General features: G+C 69.4%; 7 protein-coding genes. All 7 read left to right on the top strand.

What is annotated here, in order from left to right; translation table 11 throughout:
• Positions 1 to 81: 81 nt before the first annotated feature.
• Entirely contained in the window at positions 82 to 1,356 is a 1,275-nt protein-coding gene (locus RUR_RS10265; RefSeq protein WP_283134721.1) for an aspartate aminotransferase family protein, read from the top strand.
• The gene (locus RUR_RS10270; protein ID WP_283134722.1) at positions 1,353 to 3,896 is read left to right on the top strand and encodes a glycosyl hydrolase; all 2,544 of its coding nucleotides are present in this window, start codon (positions 1,353 to 1,355) and stop codon (positions 3,894 to 3,896) included. The genes RUR_RS10265 and RUR_RS10270 overlap by 4 nt, the downstream gene beginning before the upstream one ends.
• Positions 3,893 to 5,470 (top strand): AMP-binding protein, encoded by a 1,578-nt coding sequence (locus tag RUR_RS10275; protein WP_283134723.1) that lies wholly within the window; start codon positions 3,893 to 3,895, stop codon positions 5,468 to 5,470. The genes RUR_RS10270 and RUR_RS10275 overlap by 4 nt, the downstream gene beginning before the upstream one ends.
• A 10-nt stretch (positions 5,471 to 5,480) precedes the next feature.
• Entirely contained in the window at positions 5,481 to 6,233 is a 753-nt protein-coding gene (locus RUR_RS10280; protein WP_283134724.1) for an SDR family NAD(P)-dependent oxidoreductase, read from the top strand.
• A gap of 332 nt (positions 6,234 to 6,565) precedes the next feature.
• Positions 6,566 to 14,647 carry an Ig-like domain-containing protein gene (locus tag RUR_RS10285; RefSeq protein WP_283134725.1) on the top strand — a complete coding sequence of 2,694 codons (8,082 nt, stop codon included), beginning with the start codon at positions 6,566 to 6,568 and terminating at the stop codon, positions 14,645 to 14,647.
• Positions 14,648 to 14,741: 94 nt separating this feature from the next.
• On the top strand, positions 14,742 to 15,326 hold the full coding sequence (locus RUR_RS10290) for a hypothetical protein (protein WP_283134726.1): 585 nt from the start codon (positions 14,742 to 14,744) through the stop codon (positions 15,324 to 15,326).
• Between the two features lie 466 nt (positions 15,327 to 15,792).
• Positions 15,793 to 16,311, top strand: a complete 519-nt coding sequence (locus RUR_RS10295; RefSeq protein WP_283134727.1) for a hypothetical protein — start codon at positions 15,793 to 15,795, stop codon at positions 16,309 to 16,311.
• Positions 16,312 to 16,607 lie beyond the last annotated feature (296 nt).

A 16,607-nucleotide genomic window follows, 5' to 3' on the forward strand; every position in this document is an offset into this window, starting at 1 on the left:
TGAACGCCTGTCTCGCGCAGCCGTCAAGATTGTGACCGCTGTGCAGCGAGGGCCGATTCCGCGCTGACTACCGTCGACGCCATGACGACGATCTGGACCCAGGCGGAGCGGGTGACGCCCGGTGGCGTGCACTCCTTCTCCCGCCGGATTGACCCCCTGCTGTCCGTTACCCGCACCGAGGGCGCCCGCATGTACGAGGCGGACGGCCGTTCCTGGAGCGACTACCACGCCGCGTTCGGCGCCCTTGTGCTCGGCCACCGCCATCCCGACGTGGACGCCGCGGTCGTCAAGGCGCTCGGCCGCCTCGACCTGACCGGCGTCGGGGTCACCGACCTGGAGGTGGAGGCGGCGAGCCGCATCGTCGAGCACGTGCCCGCCGCCGAGCAGGTGCTCTTCTGCAACTCCGGCTCCGAGGCCACCTACTCGGCGATCCGGCTGGCCCGCGCGGTCACCGGCCGCCGGACCCTGGTGAAGTTCCAGGGCTGCTACCACGGCTGGCACGACGCCGTCGCCCTCAACGTGATCACCGCCAAGGAGCGGATGGGCGCCCCCGACCCGCTGTCCGCGGGCTCCTCCCCGGGCGAGCTGGGCGACACCGTGGTCTGCCGGTTCAACGACCTGGACAGCGTCCGGGAGGCGTTCGCCGCGCACGACGTCGCCGCGGTGATCGTGGAGCCGATCCCGCACAACGTCGGCGCGCTCATGCCCCAGCCGGGCTTCCTCGCCGGGTTGCGGGAGATCACTCAGAAGGCGGGCGCGGTCCTCATCTTCGACGAGGTGATCACCGGCTTCCGGCACGGCCTCGGCGGATACCAGGGCGTGGCCGGCGTGACCCCGGACCTCACCACGCTCGGCAAGGCGATGGCCAACGGCTACCCGGCCGCCGCGGTCGCCGGCTCGGCGGCGCTGCTCGGCGAGTACGGCACCGCGGGCGGGCCCGTCTACTGGGCCGGCACCTACAACGCGCACCCGGCCGCGGTCGCGGCCACCACGGCCACCATCGACGTGCTGGCCACGCCCGGCGTCTACGACCACATCTTCGAGCTGGGGGAGCGCGCCCGTACCGGCTTGGAGGAGGCCGCCCGCCGGCACGGGTTCACCGCGTACGCCTCCGGCTACGGCTCGGTCTTCGTGCTCTACTTCACCTCCCGCTTCCCGGTCGACTACGAGGACCTGCTGGAGAACGACGCCGCGGCCTTCGTCGGACTGCACCGCGGCCTCGTCGAGCGCGGGCACTACCTGTACCCGTCCAACCTCAAGCGCAACCACGTCTCCTCGGCGCACACCGCCGCCGACATCGACCGGCTGCTGGAGGACGCCGACCACGTGCTCGCCGAACTGGCCGCGCAGCGGTGAGCGGCCACCGCGTCGGCGACCGGCGCACAGGCGACCTCGCCGGGCTGCTCGCCGCGCTCGCGCGGCCGTACGGCGATCACGGGCTCGTCCCGTTCCTCCGGCTCAACGATGAGATCGACCGGGAACGGCTGCGCGCACAGCTGGCGCGGATGGCCGACCAGGGCGTCGGCGGCTTCTTCCTCTACCCCGAGGATCCCTCGATCCACGGACACGACGGCATGCCCTACCCCTACCTGGGCGCGGAGATGGCCGAGGTGGTCCGGTGGATCCTGGCGGAGGCCGCCGCGCTCGGGCTGGACGTGTGGCTCTACGACGAGTGCGACTGGCCGAGCGGCATGGCCGGCAGCCGTGTCGTCGACGAGAACCCCGAGCGGGTGGCCCGGCGCCTGACCGTCGACGTCGCCGAGGTGACCGGGCCGGTCCGGTCACCCGTTGGCGCGGCGGTCTGCGCGGGGATCCGGGCCGGAGCCGGTCCGGTCACCCCGCTGCCGATCTCAGGCGGCGCGGTGGACGTGCCCGCCGGGACGTGGGAGCTGCGGATCGTCCGGGCCGAGCCGATGGCCGGCTGGTTCCACCGGCGGTACGCCGACCTCACCGACGACGTCGCCGCCGAGACGTTCTGCGCCGCCACCCACGACTGGTACGGCGAAGTCGCCGGAGACCACCTTGGCACCACGGTCAAGGGCTGGTTCACCGACGAGCCGACGATCCCCTTCAGCATGGTGGAGTGGGGCGAGCCGGTCTCACCCCGCGCACTGCCGTACATCTCCGGCCTGATCGAGGAGTTCAAGCGGGAGAAGGGGTACGACCTCGGCCCCCACCTGCCGCTCCTCGCCGACCTCGGCACCGCCGATCAGGTGCCCGAACAGGTGCGGATCGACTACTGGGACGTGGTCTCCCGGCGGTACGCCTCCGCCTACTTCGACCGGATCCGGGCCCGCTGCGACGCCCAAGGGGTCGACTTCACCGGGCACCTGATGGGGGAGGAGGACCTCGACCTCTGGCTCTACCTGCAAGGCGGCGACCCGTTCCGGCTGTACGGGGCGATGACCATCCCCGGGGTGGACTGGATCGACCCGTTCACCGGGCCGGACGGCGGACTCCGGCTCCTCCCCGCGATCACGCCGGTGCTCGCCGCCTCCGCCGCCGCCCTCGCCGACCGGCCCCGGGTGATGGCCGAGGTCTTCGCCGGGGTCGGCTGGGGGGTCACCCCGGACGAGCTGCGGCGGATGCTCGACTGGCTCGCCGTGCACGGGGTCAACCTGTTCGTCCCCGTCACCTGGAAGCACTCGTTGCGCGGACGCAGCCGGACCCGGTTCTTCCCGCCGGGCCTGAGCTACCAGCAGCCGTGGTGGGAGCACGCCTCGCCCTTGGTCGGCTACGCCGCGCGGCTGTGCGCCGTCCTGTCGGCGGGCCGCCCCGTCCACGACGCCGAACTGGAGTTCCCGGCGGGCGGCGCGGGCTTCGCCGACCCGGTACGGCTGCGCGAGTGCTCCACCGCGTTCACCGGAGAGCTGGACCGGCTCCTGGACGCCGGGCACACCGTCCGCATCGTCCCCTCGGGTACGCCGGAGAGCGATGTCGTCCGGTACGGCGTCCGCGGCTCCGAGGTGAACGCCGTACCGAACGCTCAGGCTCCACCGGCCGGCGTTCGACGGCATATCCGGGAAGCCGAGGACGTGCGGATGGTCGCGCTGCTCAACGCCGGTGCCGATCCGGTGCGCTGGGACGTCGAGCGCGACGGACCCGCACCGAAGTCCGGCTCACCCGGTCGTGGTGTTCCGGACGCGACTCCCGCCGACTCGCGGCTCACCGGCCAGGGCGGGTTCACCGATGACGACGAACACGCTTCCGGCCATGTCGCGGCCGAGCCGGGAATCCGGCGGGGGGCGGAGTCCGGCTTCGCCGCGCCGGAGAACGGCGGTGACGCGGGGAGCGGGTGGGTCGAGCTCGACGCCGTGGACGGGGTGTATCACCCGGTGACCGGGCCGGTGTGGCTGGAACCCGGCAGGCTGCGGCTCTTTCTCGCCGGGACGGGTGAGGAGGCTCGGCGGACGCTCACCGATCAGGCCGTGCCCCGGCCACCCGGGGGCGGCCGGACCGTGGCCGAGCTGACCGAGTGGACCGTCACCGAGGTGTGCACCGTGGACGACGACCCGGAGATCGCCTGGCAGCTGGAGGGCTGGCCCGCGGGGTTCGCGGGAGAGCGCCTGTTCGAGACGGAGTTCGACTGGTCCGAGGGTGAGACCGGCGGGGTGGCCCTGGATCTGGGCGAGGTCACGGTCACCGCGTCCGTGGCGCTCAACGGCGTGGAGCTGGGGATCCGCGCGTTCCCGCCGTACCGCTTCGACGTCCGGCCCGCACTCCGGCACGGCCGCAACGCACTCGCCGTCCGGGTCCGCAACACGCTGGCCGATCGCATGGCGAACGACCTCGAACTCGCCGACCGGCCGCTCTGGGACGGCGGAGTGCTCGCCCGCTGGGGTGACTCCCGCGTCATCGGCCCGGTTCGATTGACCAGAGAGGCGGACACCCCGTGAGATACGCGGAATTCGAGTGGTCGATCCCCGACCGGTTCAACATGGCCGCCGCCACCTGCGGGCGGCGCGGCGACGACCTCGCCCTCCTCTACCTTCCCGCCGCAGGGGAGCCGCGCCGCTACACCTTCGCCGACATGGACACCCTGTCCAGCCGGTTCGCCAACGCCTTGGAGGCGCTGGGCGTCGCCCGGGGCGACCGGGTCGCGGTGCTGCTGCCGCAGCGTCCCGAAGTCCCCGTCGCCCACCTGGCGGCGTGGAAGCTCGGCGCGGTGTCGCTCCCGCTCACCACGCTCTTCGGTCCCGAGGCGCTCCGGCATCGCCTGGGGGAGGCTTCGCCGCGGGCCCTGGTCTGCGAGGCGGGCGAGCTGGATCGGGTGCGCGAGGCGTGCGACGGGCTCGACCTGGCCGTCGTCGCCGTCGACGCCCCCGCAGTGCTGCCCGCCGGGTGCCACGGTTTCGAGGAGCTGCTCGCCGCCGCCGCGCCCACCCGGCGGGTCGCCGACACCGCCGCGGACGATCCCGCGTTCCTGCTGTTCACCTCCGGGACCACCGGGCCGGCCAAGGGTGCGCTGCACGCGCACCGGATGCTGCTCGGCCACCTGCCGGGGGTGGAACTGCCGCACAACCTCTTCCCGCAGCCCGGCGACCTGATGTGGACGCCCGCCGACTGGGCGTGGATCGGCGGGCTGATGGACGTGCTCTTCCCCGCCTGGTACCACGGCGTCGGGGTGGTGGCGGCGCAGGGGCGCTTCGACCCGGAGCGGGCCTGGCGGTTCTGCGCCGAGTACGGCGTGCGCAACACGTTCCTGCCGCCGACGGCGCTGCGGATGATGCGGGAGGTGTACCGGCCCGAGCTCGCCCGCGGCCTTGCGCTGCGTTCGGTGGGCAGCGGCGGCGAACAGCTCGGCGAGGACGTCCTCGCCTGGGGCAAGGAAGCCCTCGGGGTGACGATCTCGGAGTTCTACGGGCAGACCGAGGTCAATTTGGTGGTGGGGAACTGCCCGGCCCTGTTCGACCCGGTGCCCGGCTCGATGGGCCGGGCGATCCCCGGGCACCGGGTGGCGATCCTCCGCCCGGACGGCTCGATCGCCGACCCGGGGGAGCGGGGCGAGATCGCGGTCGCGCTGCCGGATCCGGTGGCGTTCCTCGGGTACTGGAACAAGCCGGAGGCCACTGCGGAGAAGACCCGGGACGGCTGGGTGCACACCGGGGACGAAGGGTACGTCGATGAGAACGGCTTCTTCTTCTACACGTCCCGCTCCGACGACGTGATCAACTCGGCTGGGTACCGGATCGGCCCCGGCGAGATCGAGCAGTGCCTGGCCACCCATCCCGCGGTGCTGCTCACCGCCGTCGTCGGCGAGCCCGACCCGGTGCGCGGCGAGGCCGTGGTCGCCTACGTGGAGCTGCGCGAGGGCGTTCACCCCGGACCCGAGCTCGCCGCCGAGCTGCAGCAGTACGTCAAGTCCCGCCTGGCGGCCTACCTGTATCCGCGGCGGATAGAGTTCGTCGGCGCGCTGCCGCGCACCACCACCGGGAAGATCATGCGTAGCGCTCTGCGCCGGAAGAACTGAGGGGAACGCCATGGGCAGGGTGGTGCTGGTCACCGGGTCGAGTCGCGGGATCGGCCGCGCGGTCGCGCTCCGGTTCGCCCGGGACGGCGACCATGTCGTCGTCAACCACCACGGCGACGCCGAGGCGGCGGCCCGGGTGGCGCGGGAGGTCGCCGAGCTCGGCGGGACCGCGACGACGGTCGACGCCGACGCGGCCTCGGTGGCCGAGGTGCGGGAGATGGTGGACTCCGTGGTCGCCGCGCACGGGCCGGTCGACGTGCTCGTGGCCAACGCCGGCATCTGCCCGTTCGTCCCGTTCCTGGAGGTCACCGAGGAGGTGTACGACCAGGTCCACGGGGTCAACCTGAAAGGCGCCTTCTTCGCCTGCCAGGGCGTCGCCAAGACGTTGATCGAACACGGGAGGCCGGGGGCGATCGTCGCGGTGAGCTCCGTCGCGGTGTATCGCCCCGGGCCGATGCAGGCCGCCTACGCACCGACCAAGTCCGGGCTTCTGTCGCTGGTACGGGCCTTGGCCGTCCAGCTCGCCCCGCACGGCATCCGGGTCAACGCGGTCCTGCCCGGAGACATCCGCACCGACATCTACCTCGGCGCCGTCACCCACGGACAGGCCGAGGAGGCCTCCGCCCGGACCGTGCCGCTCGGCCGCATCGGCCGCCCCGAGGAGGTCGCCGACGTCGTCCACTACCTCGCCTCCCCCCAGGCGAGCTACGTCACCGGCGCCGAGATCCTTGTCGATGGGGCCCTCACCCATGCCCGCCCCTGACCGGAGTCCCCTTGCAATGAGGAAATTCCCAATAGATTAGCGCCTGACCTGGAGTAAGGCCACATTTGACGGGTTGGCGATCATTGCCGCTACGTTCGTTTCGGTTTTGTCCGGTATAGCAGGTAAAGGTGGTGCGCTGCCCGAAGAGGATGTTCTCCGAGGAGTAGCTGGAGCAGCTGCGTTCGTTTCCGGAGATCACCAGCGCTGAATCGGTATTCGCCAGTAGCCCTGATGGCGGAGCGAGGCTTTCCGGACACAGAAAAGATCTTTACGCGCGCTTTATCCCATGACACGATCGCCTCATTTGCCAAATATAAATAGATGAGGCGCATGTGACGCATTATCGAGCAAACCCTGGCTTATCTGCTTCTACATATCGGCGAGGATCGCTGCTTGTGACCTTCGCCCTGCTGGTTTCGTTGCTTGCGCCGCCCGCGACGGCCGAGCCCACGCCCACGCCGGCCGCGAGTGCGAAACAGGCCGAGGAATCGACCACGCTCAAGCTGGTGGCCACGGCCAAGACCGAGGCGAAACGCGCAGGCAGAGAGGTGGAGATCCCCAGCCTGCACACCGAGAACATGACGACCGTGGCCATGCCGAACGGGAAGACGGTCAAGACGTACGTCTCCCTTACCCCCGTACGGACCAAGCGCAATGGGCAGTGGCAGGCGATCGACACCACGCTGGTCCTGGAGGATGGCATCGTCAGGCCCAAGGTGACCAAGCTTGACCTCGCGCTCTCCAACGGCGGTGACGGGCCGCTGCTCAAGGCCACGGGCGAATCGCTCGGCACGGCGAAGGACGGCAAGCCGGGCGAGATCGTGGTGGCAGCACCCGCGAAACTACCCGCGCCGCAGTTGTCGGGCAGCACGGCCACGTATCACTCGGCCTACGGGCGCAACATCGACCTCGTCGTCACCGTGACCCCGGACGGCTACCAGCAGCAGATCGTGATCAGGGAGCGCCCCGACCGGCGGGTCACATTGCCTGTCCACATTGACCCGCCCACCGGAATGAAGGTGGCCAAGGCGAAGGACGGCAAGCCCGCCGCCATGGCGGGCGAGAAGGAAGTCGCGGACCTGTCGGTATTACCGGTGCTCGACGCCAAGGAACTCGAGCGGCCCGGGACGGGCAAATCCGGTCTCGCGAAGACCGCCATCACCGGCAGCGGCGACAAGACCGTGCTGGTGCTGACGCCTGACAGCGCCTTTCTCGCCGACCCGGCCGTCACCTATCCCGTGACGGTGGCCGCGACCAATTCCACCCCTTGGCACGGCGCCGGCGCACCCACCGACACGTTCATCGCCAACGGCGGCAGCTACACGAACGGCAGTTACGCCGCGAACATGAACGCCATCTTCGCCGGGCGTCGTGACGGCTACAACTACCGTTCCTATCTGAAGTACAACCTGGCCGGTGCCCCGTTCATCGGTCAGCAGATCTTTGACGCGAACATCATCCTGTGGAACTACCTATCCAGCGCGTGCGGTGAGGTCGGCGGCATCTCGTTGCACCGCATCGCCGCCGATTGGGCCGTCAACACGCTGAGCTGGTCCTCGCAGCCGCAAGCGGTGGCCGACGGGCACGTGGTCAATCCGTACGGCAAGGACCAGAACTGCTCCGACTGGATGGCCGAGGGCGAGCTCTGGTACTCCATCGAGGAGATCACCCAGGCCTGGGCGGACGGCACGCCGAACCACGGTGTCATGATTCGCTCGGTCGCCGAATCGGGCGGGAACAACTGGCGCCAATACCTGTCGGGCAACTACCCGGAGACCTCTCCCGACGGCAGCCACCACCCGTACTTCTTCGTCGAGTACGAAACGCCGGTCCCACCGCGTCGCGAAACCGTGGTGATGTCCTCCCGCGAGCCGCTCACCGCGATTCCCGAGTACGAGCAGGCGCTTAGCCGATCGCTCTACCTGCCGGAGAACGACACGGTGGAGGCGGTCAGCGCCGAACTGGTGGCGGGCAACGCCAAGCGCAGGGACGGTGAGGGCTCGCTCATCGGCAACGACAGGCTCTCCCCGGACATCGCCTCCCCCGACGACGGCGGTGACACCGAGGTCCCGGGGGACGAGGACACGCTCCCGCCGAGGGTGTTGTCGACCGACCCGGCCGCCGACGCCGTCGAAGTCCCGCTGAACGCCACGCCCCGGGTGACGTTCACCGAGCCGGTCGGCGGCGGAGAGCTCTCGGTGAAGAACGCCCAGGGTGCGGAGGTGCAGGGCGACTTCCAATTCGACAGCACCGGCAAAGTCACGACCTTCGTCCCGGCTCAGCCTCTCCGCCCTGGCGTGAAGTACACCGTGACGGTGGCGAGCGCGGTCGACGCGTCGGACAACGTCATGGAGCCCTACACGTGGTCCTTCACCACGGTGAGGCAGACCGCGGGCCATTGGACCTTCGACGAGGGAACAGGCCCCACGGCAGCCGACTCCTCCGGCCACAACCGCGATGCCACACTCAACGAAACAGCGTCCTGGACCACCGGAAAAACCGGAAACGCCCTGACCAACACCCCAACCGGAACCCCAACCTCGACCCCGACTCCCACACCGACCGTCACCCCCACCCCGACGTCCGAGTTCCCGGCCCCACTCCGGCGCCAGGGCTCGGCGTCCGCGCTACTGCTGGCCGCCCCCACGCTGAGCGCACTCAGCCTCACCCCCTCGCAAACGATCAACGGCGCACTCACCGCGTTCTCCCTCACCCCTGTCCTGGCGGCGACGGTGACGGACGCCGACGGCCGCATATCGACGGTGGACTTCCAGATCCGCTACACCACCGGCGACACCTCGAACGTGTGGGCCGGCCAGGCGGCGAACGTAGCCTCGGGCACGCAGGCGACCGGCACCGTCTCCGGCGGCACGCTGTCACACGGCTCCAGCTACGTGTGGCGGGCCAGGGCCACAGCGGGGAGCGACGTCTCTGCCTGGTCCGCGTGGCAGTCGTTCCAGGTGGACGCCGCGCCGGTGGTGGACCAGTTCCAGGTGACGCCGTCGCAGACGATCGCGGGCACGGTGACGACCTCGTCGCTGACCCCGACGCTGAAGGCGCGTCCCACGGCCAAGCTCGGCGGCGCCTCGACCGTGGACTTCCAGATCCGCTACAGCACGAGCGACAACTCGAACGTGTGGTCCGGCCAGGTGACGGGAGTCGCCTCGGGTACGCAGACCTCGAGTACGGTCGTCGCGGCGACGTTGCAGGACGGCCTGAGCTATGTGTGGCGGGCCAGGGCGACGGCCGAAGGCGTGGTCGGTTCGTGGTCGTCGTGGCAGGTGTTGAAGGTGGACGTGCCGGAGGCGGTCGTCGACCAGCTCCAGGTCACCCCGGCCCAGCTGGTGGGCTCAACGGTGACGACCTCCACGTTGACGCCCACGCTGCACGCGCGGGCTACCGACCCACTGGGCGGGCCTTCAACGGTGGACTTCCAGATTCGCCACAGCACGAGCGACAACTCGAACGTGTGGTCCGGCCAGGCCACGAACGTCACTTCGGGGTCGGAGGCGTCCAAGAGCGTGACGGCGGGCGTACTGTCGAACGGCACCGGCTACGTGTGGCGGGCCAGGGCGAGCACGCCGGGTTCGACGCCTTCGTGGTCGCCGTGGCAGACGTTCGCGGTGGACGCGGCGCCGGTCGTGGACCAGTTCCAGGTGACGCCGTCGCAGGTGATCGGCGAGACGGTGACGACCTCGTCGCTGACCCCGACGCTCAGGGCGCGTCCCACGGCCAAGCTCGGCGGCGCTTCGACGGTGGACTTCGAGGTCCGCTACAGTATGAGCGACAGCTCGAACGTGTGGACCGGCCAGGTGACGGGAGTCGCCTCGGGTACGCAGACCTCACGTACGGTCGCCGCAGCGACGTTGCAGGACGGTTCCAGCTATGTGTGGCGGGCCAGGGCGACGGCCGAAGGTGTGGTCGGCCCGTGGTCGTCGTGGCAAACGTTGAAGGTAGACGTGCCGGAGGCGGTGGTGGACCAGTTCCAGGTCACCCCGTCACAGGTGATCGGCGGCACGGTGACGACGACGTCCTTGACACCGGTGCTCGCGGCCAGGGTGACCGACCAGCTGGGCGGCGCTTCGACGATGGACTTTCAGATCCGTTACAGCACGAGTGACAACACGAACTTGTGGTCCGGTCAGGTGTCAGGCGTGACCTCGGGGGCGATCGCCTCCAGGGCGGTGGCCTCGGCGACGCTGTCGGACGGCTCCAGCTATGTCTGGCGGGTCAAGGGCACCACGCCGGGTTCGACCCCTTCGTGGTCGCCCTGGCAGACATTGAAGGTGGACGTGCCGGAGGCGGTGGTGGACCAGTTCCAGGTCACCCCGTCGGAGACGGTCGGCGGCACCGTGACGACGTCGTCGCTGACGCCGGAGCTGGCGGTCAGGGCGGTCGATCCGCTGGGTGGCGCTTCGACGGTGGCGTTCGAGGTGCGCTACAGCACGAGTGACAACACGAACGCGTGGGCCGGTCAGGTGTCGGGCGTGGGCTCGGGGTCGCAGGCGTCCAAGAGCGTGACGGCGGGCGTGCTGTCGAACGGTTCCGGCTACGTGTGGCGGGCCAGGGCGAGCACGCCGGGTTCGACCCCTTCGTGGTCGCCCTGGCAGACACTGAGAGTCGACCTGTTCGACCCCGCGACCGATCCCGCGGTCACCCAGCCGCAGGTCGTACCTTCGCAGGTGGAAGGCGGGACCACAGTGACCTCGTCGGCGACGCCCGAGCTGCGGGCTCTGATCAACCATCCGCAGGGGGCCGCCTCCCGGGTGGAGTTCGAGGTCGAGCACGACCCGGCCGCGCCGCAGGGCCAGGGGACCGGACAGATCTGGGCCACCGCGCTGGCCGGTGTGGCCTCCGGCAGCCCGGGGGTCGTGACCGTTCCCGCGGGCAAGCTGGGCGACGGCTGGGCGGTGCGCTGGCGCGTACGCGCGCTGGCAGGCGGTTCGACCTCCACCTGGTCGGCCTGGCAGCAGCTCACGGTTCTCATCCCGAAGCCCGGCGTCGAGCAGTTGCAGGTGACGCCGTCCTCGGTGGTGAACGACAAGACCGTCACGACCGTGCTGACGCCTTCGCTGCACGCGCAGGTCACCTACGCGCCGGGTGGCACGCTGCGGGCCGAGTTCGAGGTCGAGCACGACCCGGCCGCGCCGCAGGGGCAGGGGACCGGACAGATCTGGGCAGGCGCCGTGGACCACGTGCCCGCTGGGACGCGTGCCACCGCGGCGGTCCCCGTGGGCGAGCTGACCGACGGCTGGCTGGTGCGCTGGCGGGTGCGTTCCGCAGTGGGGTCGACGACCTCGCCTTGGTCGCCGTGGCAGCAGCTGCTCGTGGATCAGCCCGACTCGGCCCCCGACGTGCAGGAGCTGCAGGTCACCCCGTCAGGGCAGGCGGGCGGCAGAACCGTGACGCCGACCGTGACGCCGCAGCTGCGGGCCACCGTGCTCGATCCTCGGGGCGAGCCGGTGCGGGCCGAGTTCGAGGTCGAGCACGACCCGGCCGCGCCGCAGGGGCAGGGAACCGGCCAGATCTGGGCGGGCGGCCTCGACGGCGTCGCGGTGGGCTCACAGGCGGCGCTCGCCGTGCCCACAGGGACGCTGACCGACGGCTGGGCGGTGCGCTGGCGCGCCCGCGCGGTCTCGGCCAGTGCGGCCTCGCCGTGGTCGGCGTGGCAGCAGCTGGACATCGAGGTGCCCAAGCCGGGCGTGGCCCAGCTCCAGGTCATCCCGTCTCAGGTGGTGAACGGCACGACCGTTACGACCGTGCTGACGCCTTCGCTGCACGCGCAGGTCACCTACGCGCCGGGTGGCACGCTGCGGGCCGAGTTCGAGGTCGAGCACGACCCGGCCGCGCCGCAGGGGCAGGGGGCCGGCCAGATCTGGGCCACCGCCGTCGACGGCGGCGCGGGCACGCAGGTCGGAGTCGCCGTCCCGGCGGGCGCGCTGATCGACGGCTGGACCGTGCGCTGGCGGGTTCGTGCGCTGGCCGGTGAGCTGGCCTCGGCATGGTCGAGCTGGCAGCGGCTGGTCGTGGACCGGCCGGACTCGGCTCCGGCGGCCGGTGACCTGCAGGTGACGCCGTCCAAGACGGTGAACGGCCGTCTCGTCACCGGCACCGAAACGCCGCAGCTGCGTGCGACGCTCACCGATCCGCGAGGCGACGCGCTGAGCGCGGAGTTCGAGATCGAGCACGACCCCGCCGCCCCGCAAGGGCAGGGTAGCGGCCAGGTCTGGACCGGCTCCGTGAGCGGCGTCCAGCCTGACGCACAGGCGGCGCTCACCGTTCCCGCGGGGGAGCTGGCCGACGGCTGGCTGGTGCGCTGGCGGGTCCGCGCGGTCTCGGCCACTGCGGCTTCGCCCTGGTCGGGATGGCAGGCGCTCAAGGTCGACGTCGTCCACCCGGGTGAGGAGCCTCTGGCCCGGACCTCGGGACCGGTGATCCGCACGGATGAGAGCTTCACGGTGGCCGCCTGGCTGCGGTGGAACGAGGCCGGAGGCGACTACAGCGTCGTCGAGCAGAAGGGCGTACACCAGGCGCCCTTCAAGCTCGGCAGCGACCCGGAGCACGGGCTGGTGTTCACCTTCACCGGCACCGACGCCGCAGGCACGACGGTCGAAGGCGCGCTGTCCGGCGTACGGCCCTCGGCAGGCGCGTGGTTCCACCTGGCGGGCGCGTACGACGCGGCGGCAGGGACCGCTTCGCTGTACCTCGACGGCGTGCTGATCAAGAGCTCACCGGTGAGCTTCCCCGCATGGAACGCCGACGCCGCCATGGAGCTCGGCAGCAGGATGAAGGGCGCCTTGGACGAGGTGCAGGTCTACCAGCGCACGCTCGACGCCGCGCAGGTCCTCGCCCTGGCGGTCGGCCCCACTGCCCAGCCCGCGCGCGTGCAAAAGACGCCTGCGCAGAAAGCCTCCGTGGCGGCTGCGACGGGAGGGTTCGACTATCAGCACCTGAGCCTGGAGGACTGCCTGGTCAGTTCAAGCGAGACCGACTATGAGGACTACAACGCGCGCATCCGCGAGCAGCCCTACACCTCGTGCTGGTCCTCCTATCTCTACATGCAGGATTACGAGGACGACAGCTCCTCGGGAAGGATGGAGAAGTCCTTCTGCAAGAGCAAGGTCAAGAACATCGTCGCCAGGTGGCTCTGTAGCGCGGGCGAGGAGCTGATCGACGACGACTACGCCCTGCGTTTCCGCGCCACCTGGGTCATTCACAGCTATCTGGGCGGCCCGACGGGCACCCCGGTGGTGAACGGCGGCACGAGCGGCATCAAGCCGAACGACATGAAGATGTTCATCCAGCTGGACGAGTTCGCGGTGGTCGACGATGACGGGCGCGTCGTGGTGCCGGGGTCGCAGCTTCAAGGGCTGTCCGTCTCCACCCAGCTGGAGACGAGGCAGCCACCCTTCAGCGACGGCAGCTGCGAGTCGGATGCCACGTACAAGACGAAGGACATCTCGGAGTGGCGGACCAGGCCCTATGACGTGTTCAACGTCAAGGCCGACGTCGATCCGGCGAGCGTCTTCATCTGCACCATGGCGCCGCAAGTCGTCTTCCACTGGAATGGGTGGGACGTCCTGCGCCTTCGCATCTGGAGCGACAAGGCCCTGGACTCGGACGGAAAGGTGGTCGGCATCCGGCGGCACGGCGACGGAAAGCCGCACCTGCGTAGCTGGATTCCGAACTACCGCTGCGACAACCTGCCGTTCGGCGCGCAGAACCCGGCCGTCGATGATCGGCTCGGCGGCTGTATCAACACCAGGTCGAAGCGCGTGTTCGTCATGTCCAAGACCGACAACAGCGACTATATCGAGGTCATCCAGCATATCGAGGAGGCTCTGAACCCGGTCAACCGCCAGACGTTCCCGCCTCTTCGGCCGGGCGACGCCTGGGTCAACCCGAATTATCCGCCTACCCGGACTCCACAGGGCAACGAACAGAACAAGTTCATCTACGGCAACTGGGCGGCTCCCCGCTTTGACGCGAACGGCGACGACGCGCAGGGCAAGCCGCTGACGCGAGGTATCCCCGGTGTCACAAGCGGTATCAACAGACTGCATTTCTCCGGGATTCCGCTGTATATGGACATGGGGACACCGAATGAAATGCAGTGGCTGATCCCGCCGAACAGGGAGCAGCACCGGCGCAGTATCAACTACTGCAAGTACTACATGCCGGAGAAGTATCCCGAGCCGTTCCGGGCGGACAAGTTGCCGCTCGGCGGTACCAACAGTTGTGACGAATATCCGTTCGCCTCGACTATGCAAGGGGCCAGCTACGCCCAGGGGCATTACTCCGTCAAGGCAGTGGACGCCATCCAGAACACCAAACAGGGGCGGAGGCTCGAGACGTTCTACGCCGACTTCAGGGTCGGCGAGGGAAATCCGTTCTGGGTGCTCATCGCACCCTAGCCGCAACCCAGCTGAGACAGGTCCGAGAGGGGCGATGAGGTGCTAAAGTGCCATCTCCCGCCCCTCTTCCCCGATAAAACTCCGGAGTTTCGTCGTGAATGCTCTTCCCGCCGAGAGTCAATACGGTCTTCTGGTCGAGCACGGGGTCGAGACGTCGTTCGTGGTGCAGTGGGTCAGCGTCGGAGATGCGGACGAGGTGGTCAGGCGGTTGGGGCTTGTCGAGGAGACGGTGCGGGGGAGTGGGTTTCAGGAGGCGCGGAGTTCGTTCTCCTTTTCTGAGGAGCGGTCGCGGTGGGTGTGGGTGGCGCCGTTTGCTTCCGGGTGGTCGATCGTGGTCTTCCTCACGGGCGGGCTGACGCCGTCCGTCGAAGCGCTCAGCCGGGACGGGCAGCGGGTGATCGAGGTCATCTACGAACTCGGGGAGATGGAATATCCGTTCTACGCCCGTGACGGGATGCGGATGGAGACCATTTTTGTGGAGGAGGAGTACGACGAATTCATGGAGGACGTGGACTTCGACGACCTGCTGCCTCCCGCGGAGCGGCTGGAGCAGTATTTGCGGGTCATCGGGAGGATCACCGGGCGGTTCCTGGATCGGGAGTTCTTCGTGTCGGAGGGTGTGCTGGGGCGGCTTTCCGGGGTCGACCTCGAAGATTCAGGCTGTGGCGGTCTCGGGTGAATGGTTCGGTGCGGCGAAGGGTTCCACCTGATCATCCGTTTCGGTGCCGAACACGCTCTCATTTCCGAGCTGTGTGAGTGGTGACCGCGAGTCGCACGGCCGGCTCACCTGCCCGGTCATCCCATTCCTGGAGGAGGTGGGCCGTGGTCGCCGCGGGGGCCGTGAACGACCAGCGGCCTCCGGGACGGCGAAGACGAACCGGACCCCGTTGGGTCCGGCCCGCCAGCCCGACTCGCTGGTCCCCGACGCCCTCGCGTAGCGGGCGTGCGCCCGGCTGGAACCCGTTCTGGGTGCACATCGCGCCCTGGCCGCACTCAGCCGAGACAGGTCCGAGAGGGGCGATGAGGTGTAAGTGCCGTCTCCTCGCCCCTCTTCCCCGATTACACTCCGGAGTTCCGTCGTGAACGCTTTTCCCGCCGAGAGTCAATACGGCCTTCTGGTTGAGCACGGGGTCGAGATGTTGTTTATGGTGCAGTGGGTCAGTATCGGCGAGGTGGACGAGGTGGTCAGGCGGTTGGGGCTTGTCGAGGAGACGGTGCGGGGGAGTGGGTTTCAGGAGGCGCGGAGTTCGTTCTCCTTTTCTGAGGAGCGGTCGCGGTGGGTGTGGGTGGCGCCGTTCTCTCCCGGGTGGTCAGTCGTCGTCTTCCTCACGGATGGGCTGATGCCGTCCGTCGAGGCACTCAGCCGGGACGGGCAGCGGGTGATCGAGATCGTCCACGCATATTGGGATGTGGAGCATCCGGACTACGCCCGTGACGGGATGCGGATGGAGACCATTTTTGTGGAGGAGGAGTACCACGAATTCATGGAGGACTTGGACTCCGACGACTTTCTGCCTGATGCGGAGCGGCTGGAGCAGTATTTGCTGGTCATCGGGCGGATCACCGGGCGGTTCCTGGATCGGGAGTTCTTCGTGTCGGAAGGTGTGCTGGGGCGGCTTTCCGGGGTCGACCTTCATGACTCAGGCTGTGGCGGTCTCGGCTGAGCGGTTCGGTGCGGCGGAGGTTTCCGCCTGATCGGCTCGGCCTCCAGGTCGGCGGAGCGCTCGTGAGACACCGCGTGATCATGTGTTGGGAGCGTCCGGGCTGGGTGCGGTGGTCGGAACGCCGCCAGGCCCGGAGCGCGTGCGCAGTCCGTACCCTGCCGGGCTGAAGAAGGAGGCGCGGCCCCGTAGCCGGCTCAATCCACTAGGGCCTGTCTGACAATTCGGAGTGGCGGAGCCAGAGCACAACAGATGCGAGGGTGACGCCTGCGAGGTAGCGGCTGGCGAGCTTGTCGAAG

The sequence above is a fragment of the Rhizohabitans arisaemae genome (assembly GCF_025996515.1).
In the GTDB taxonomy this organism is placed as follows: Bacteria; Actinomycetota; Actinomycetes; order Streptosporangiales; family Streptosporangiaceae; genus Rhizohabitans; species Rhizohabitans arisaemae.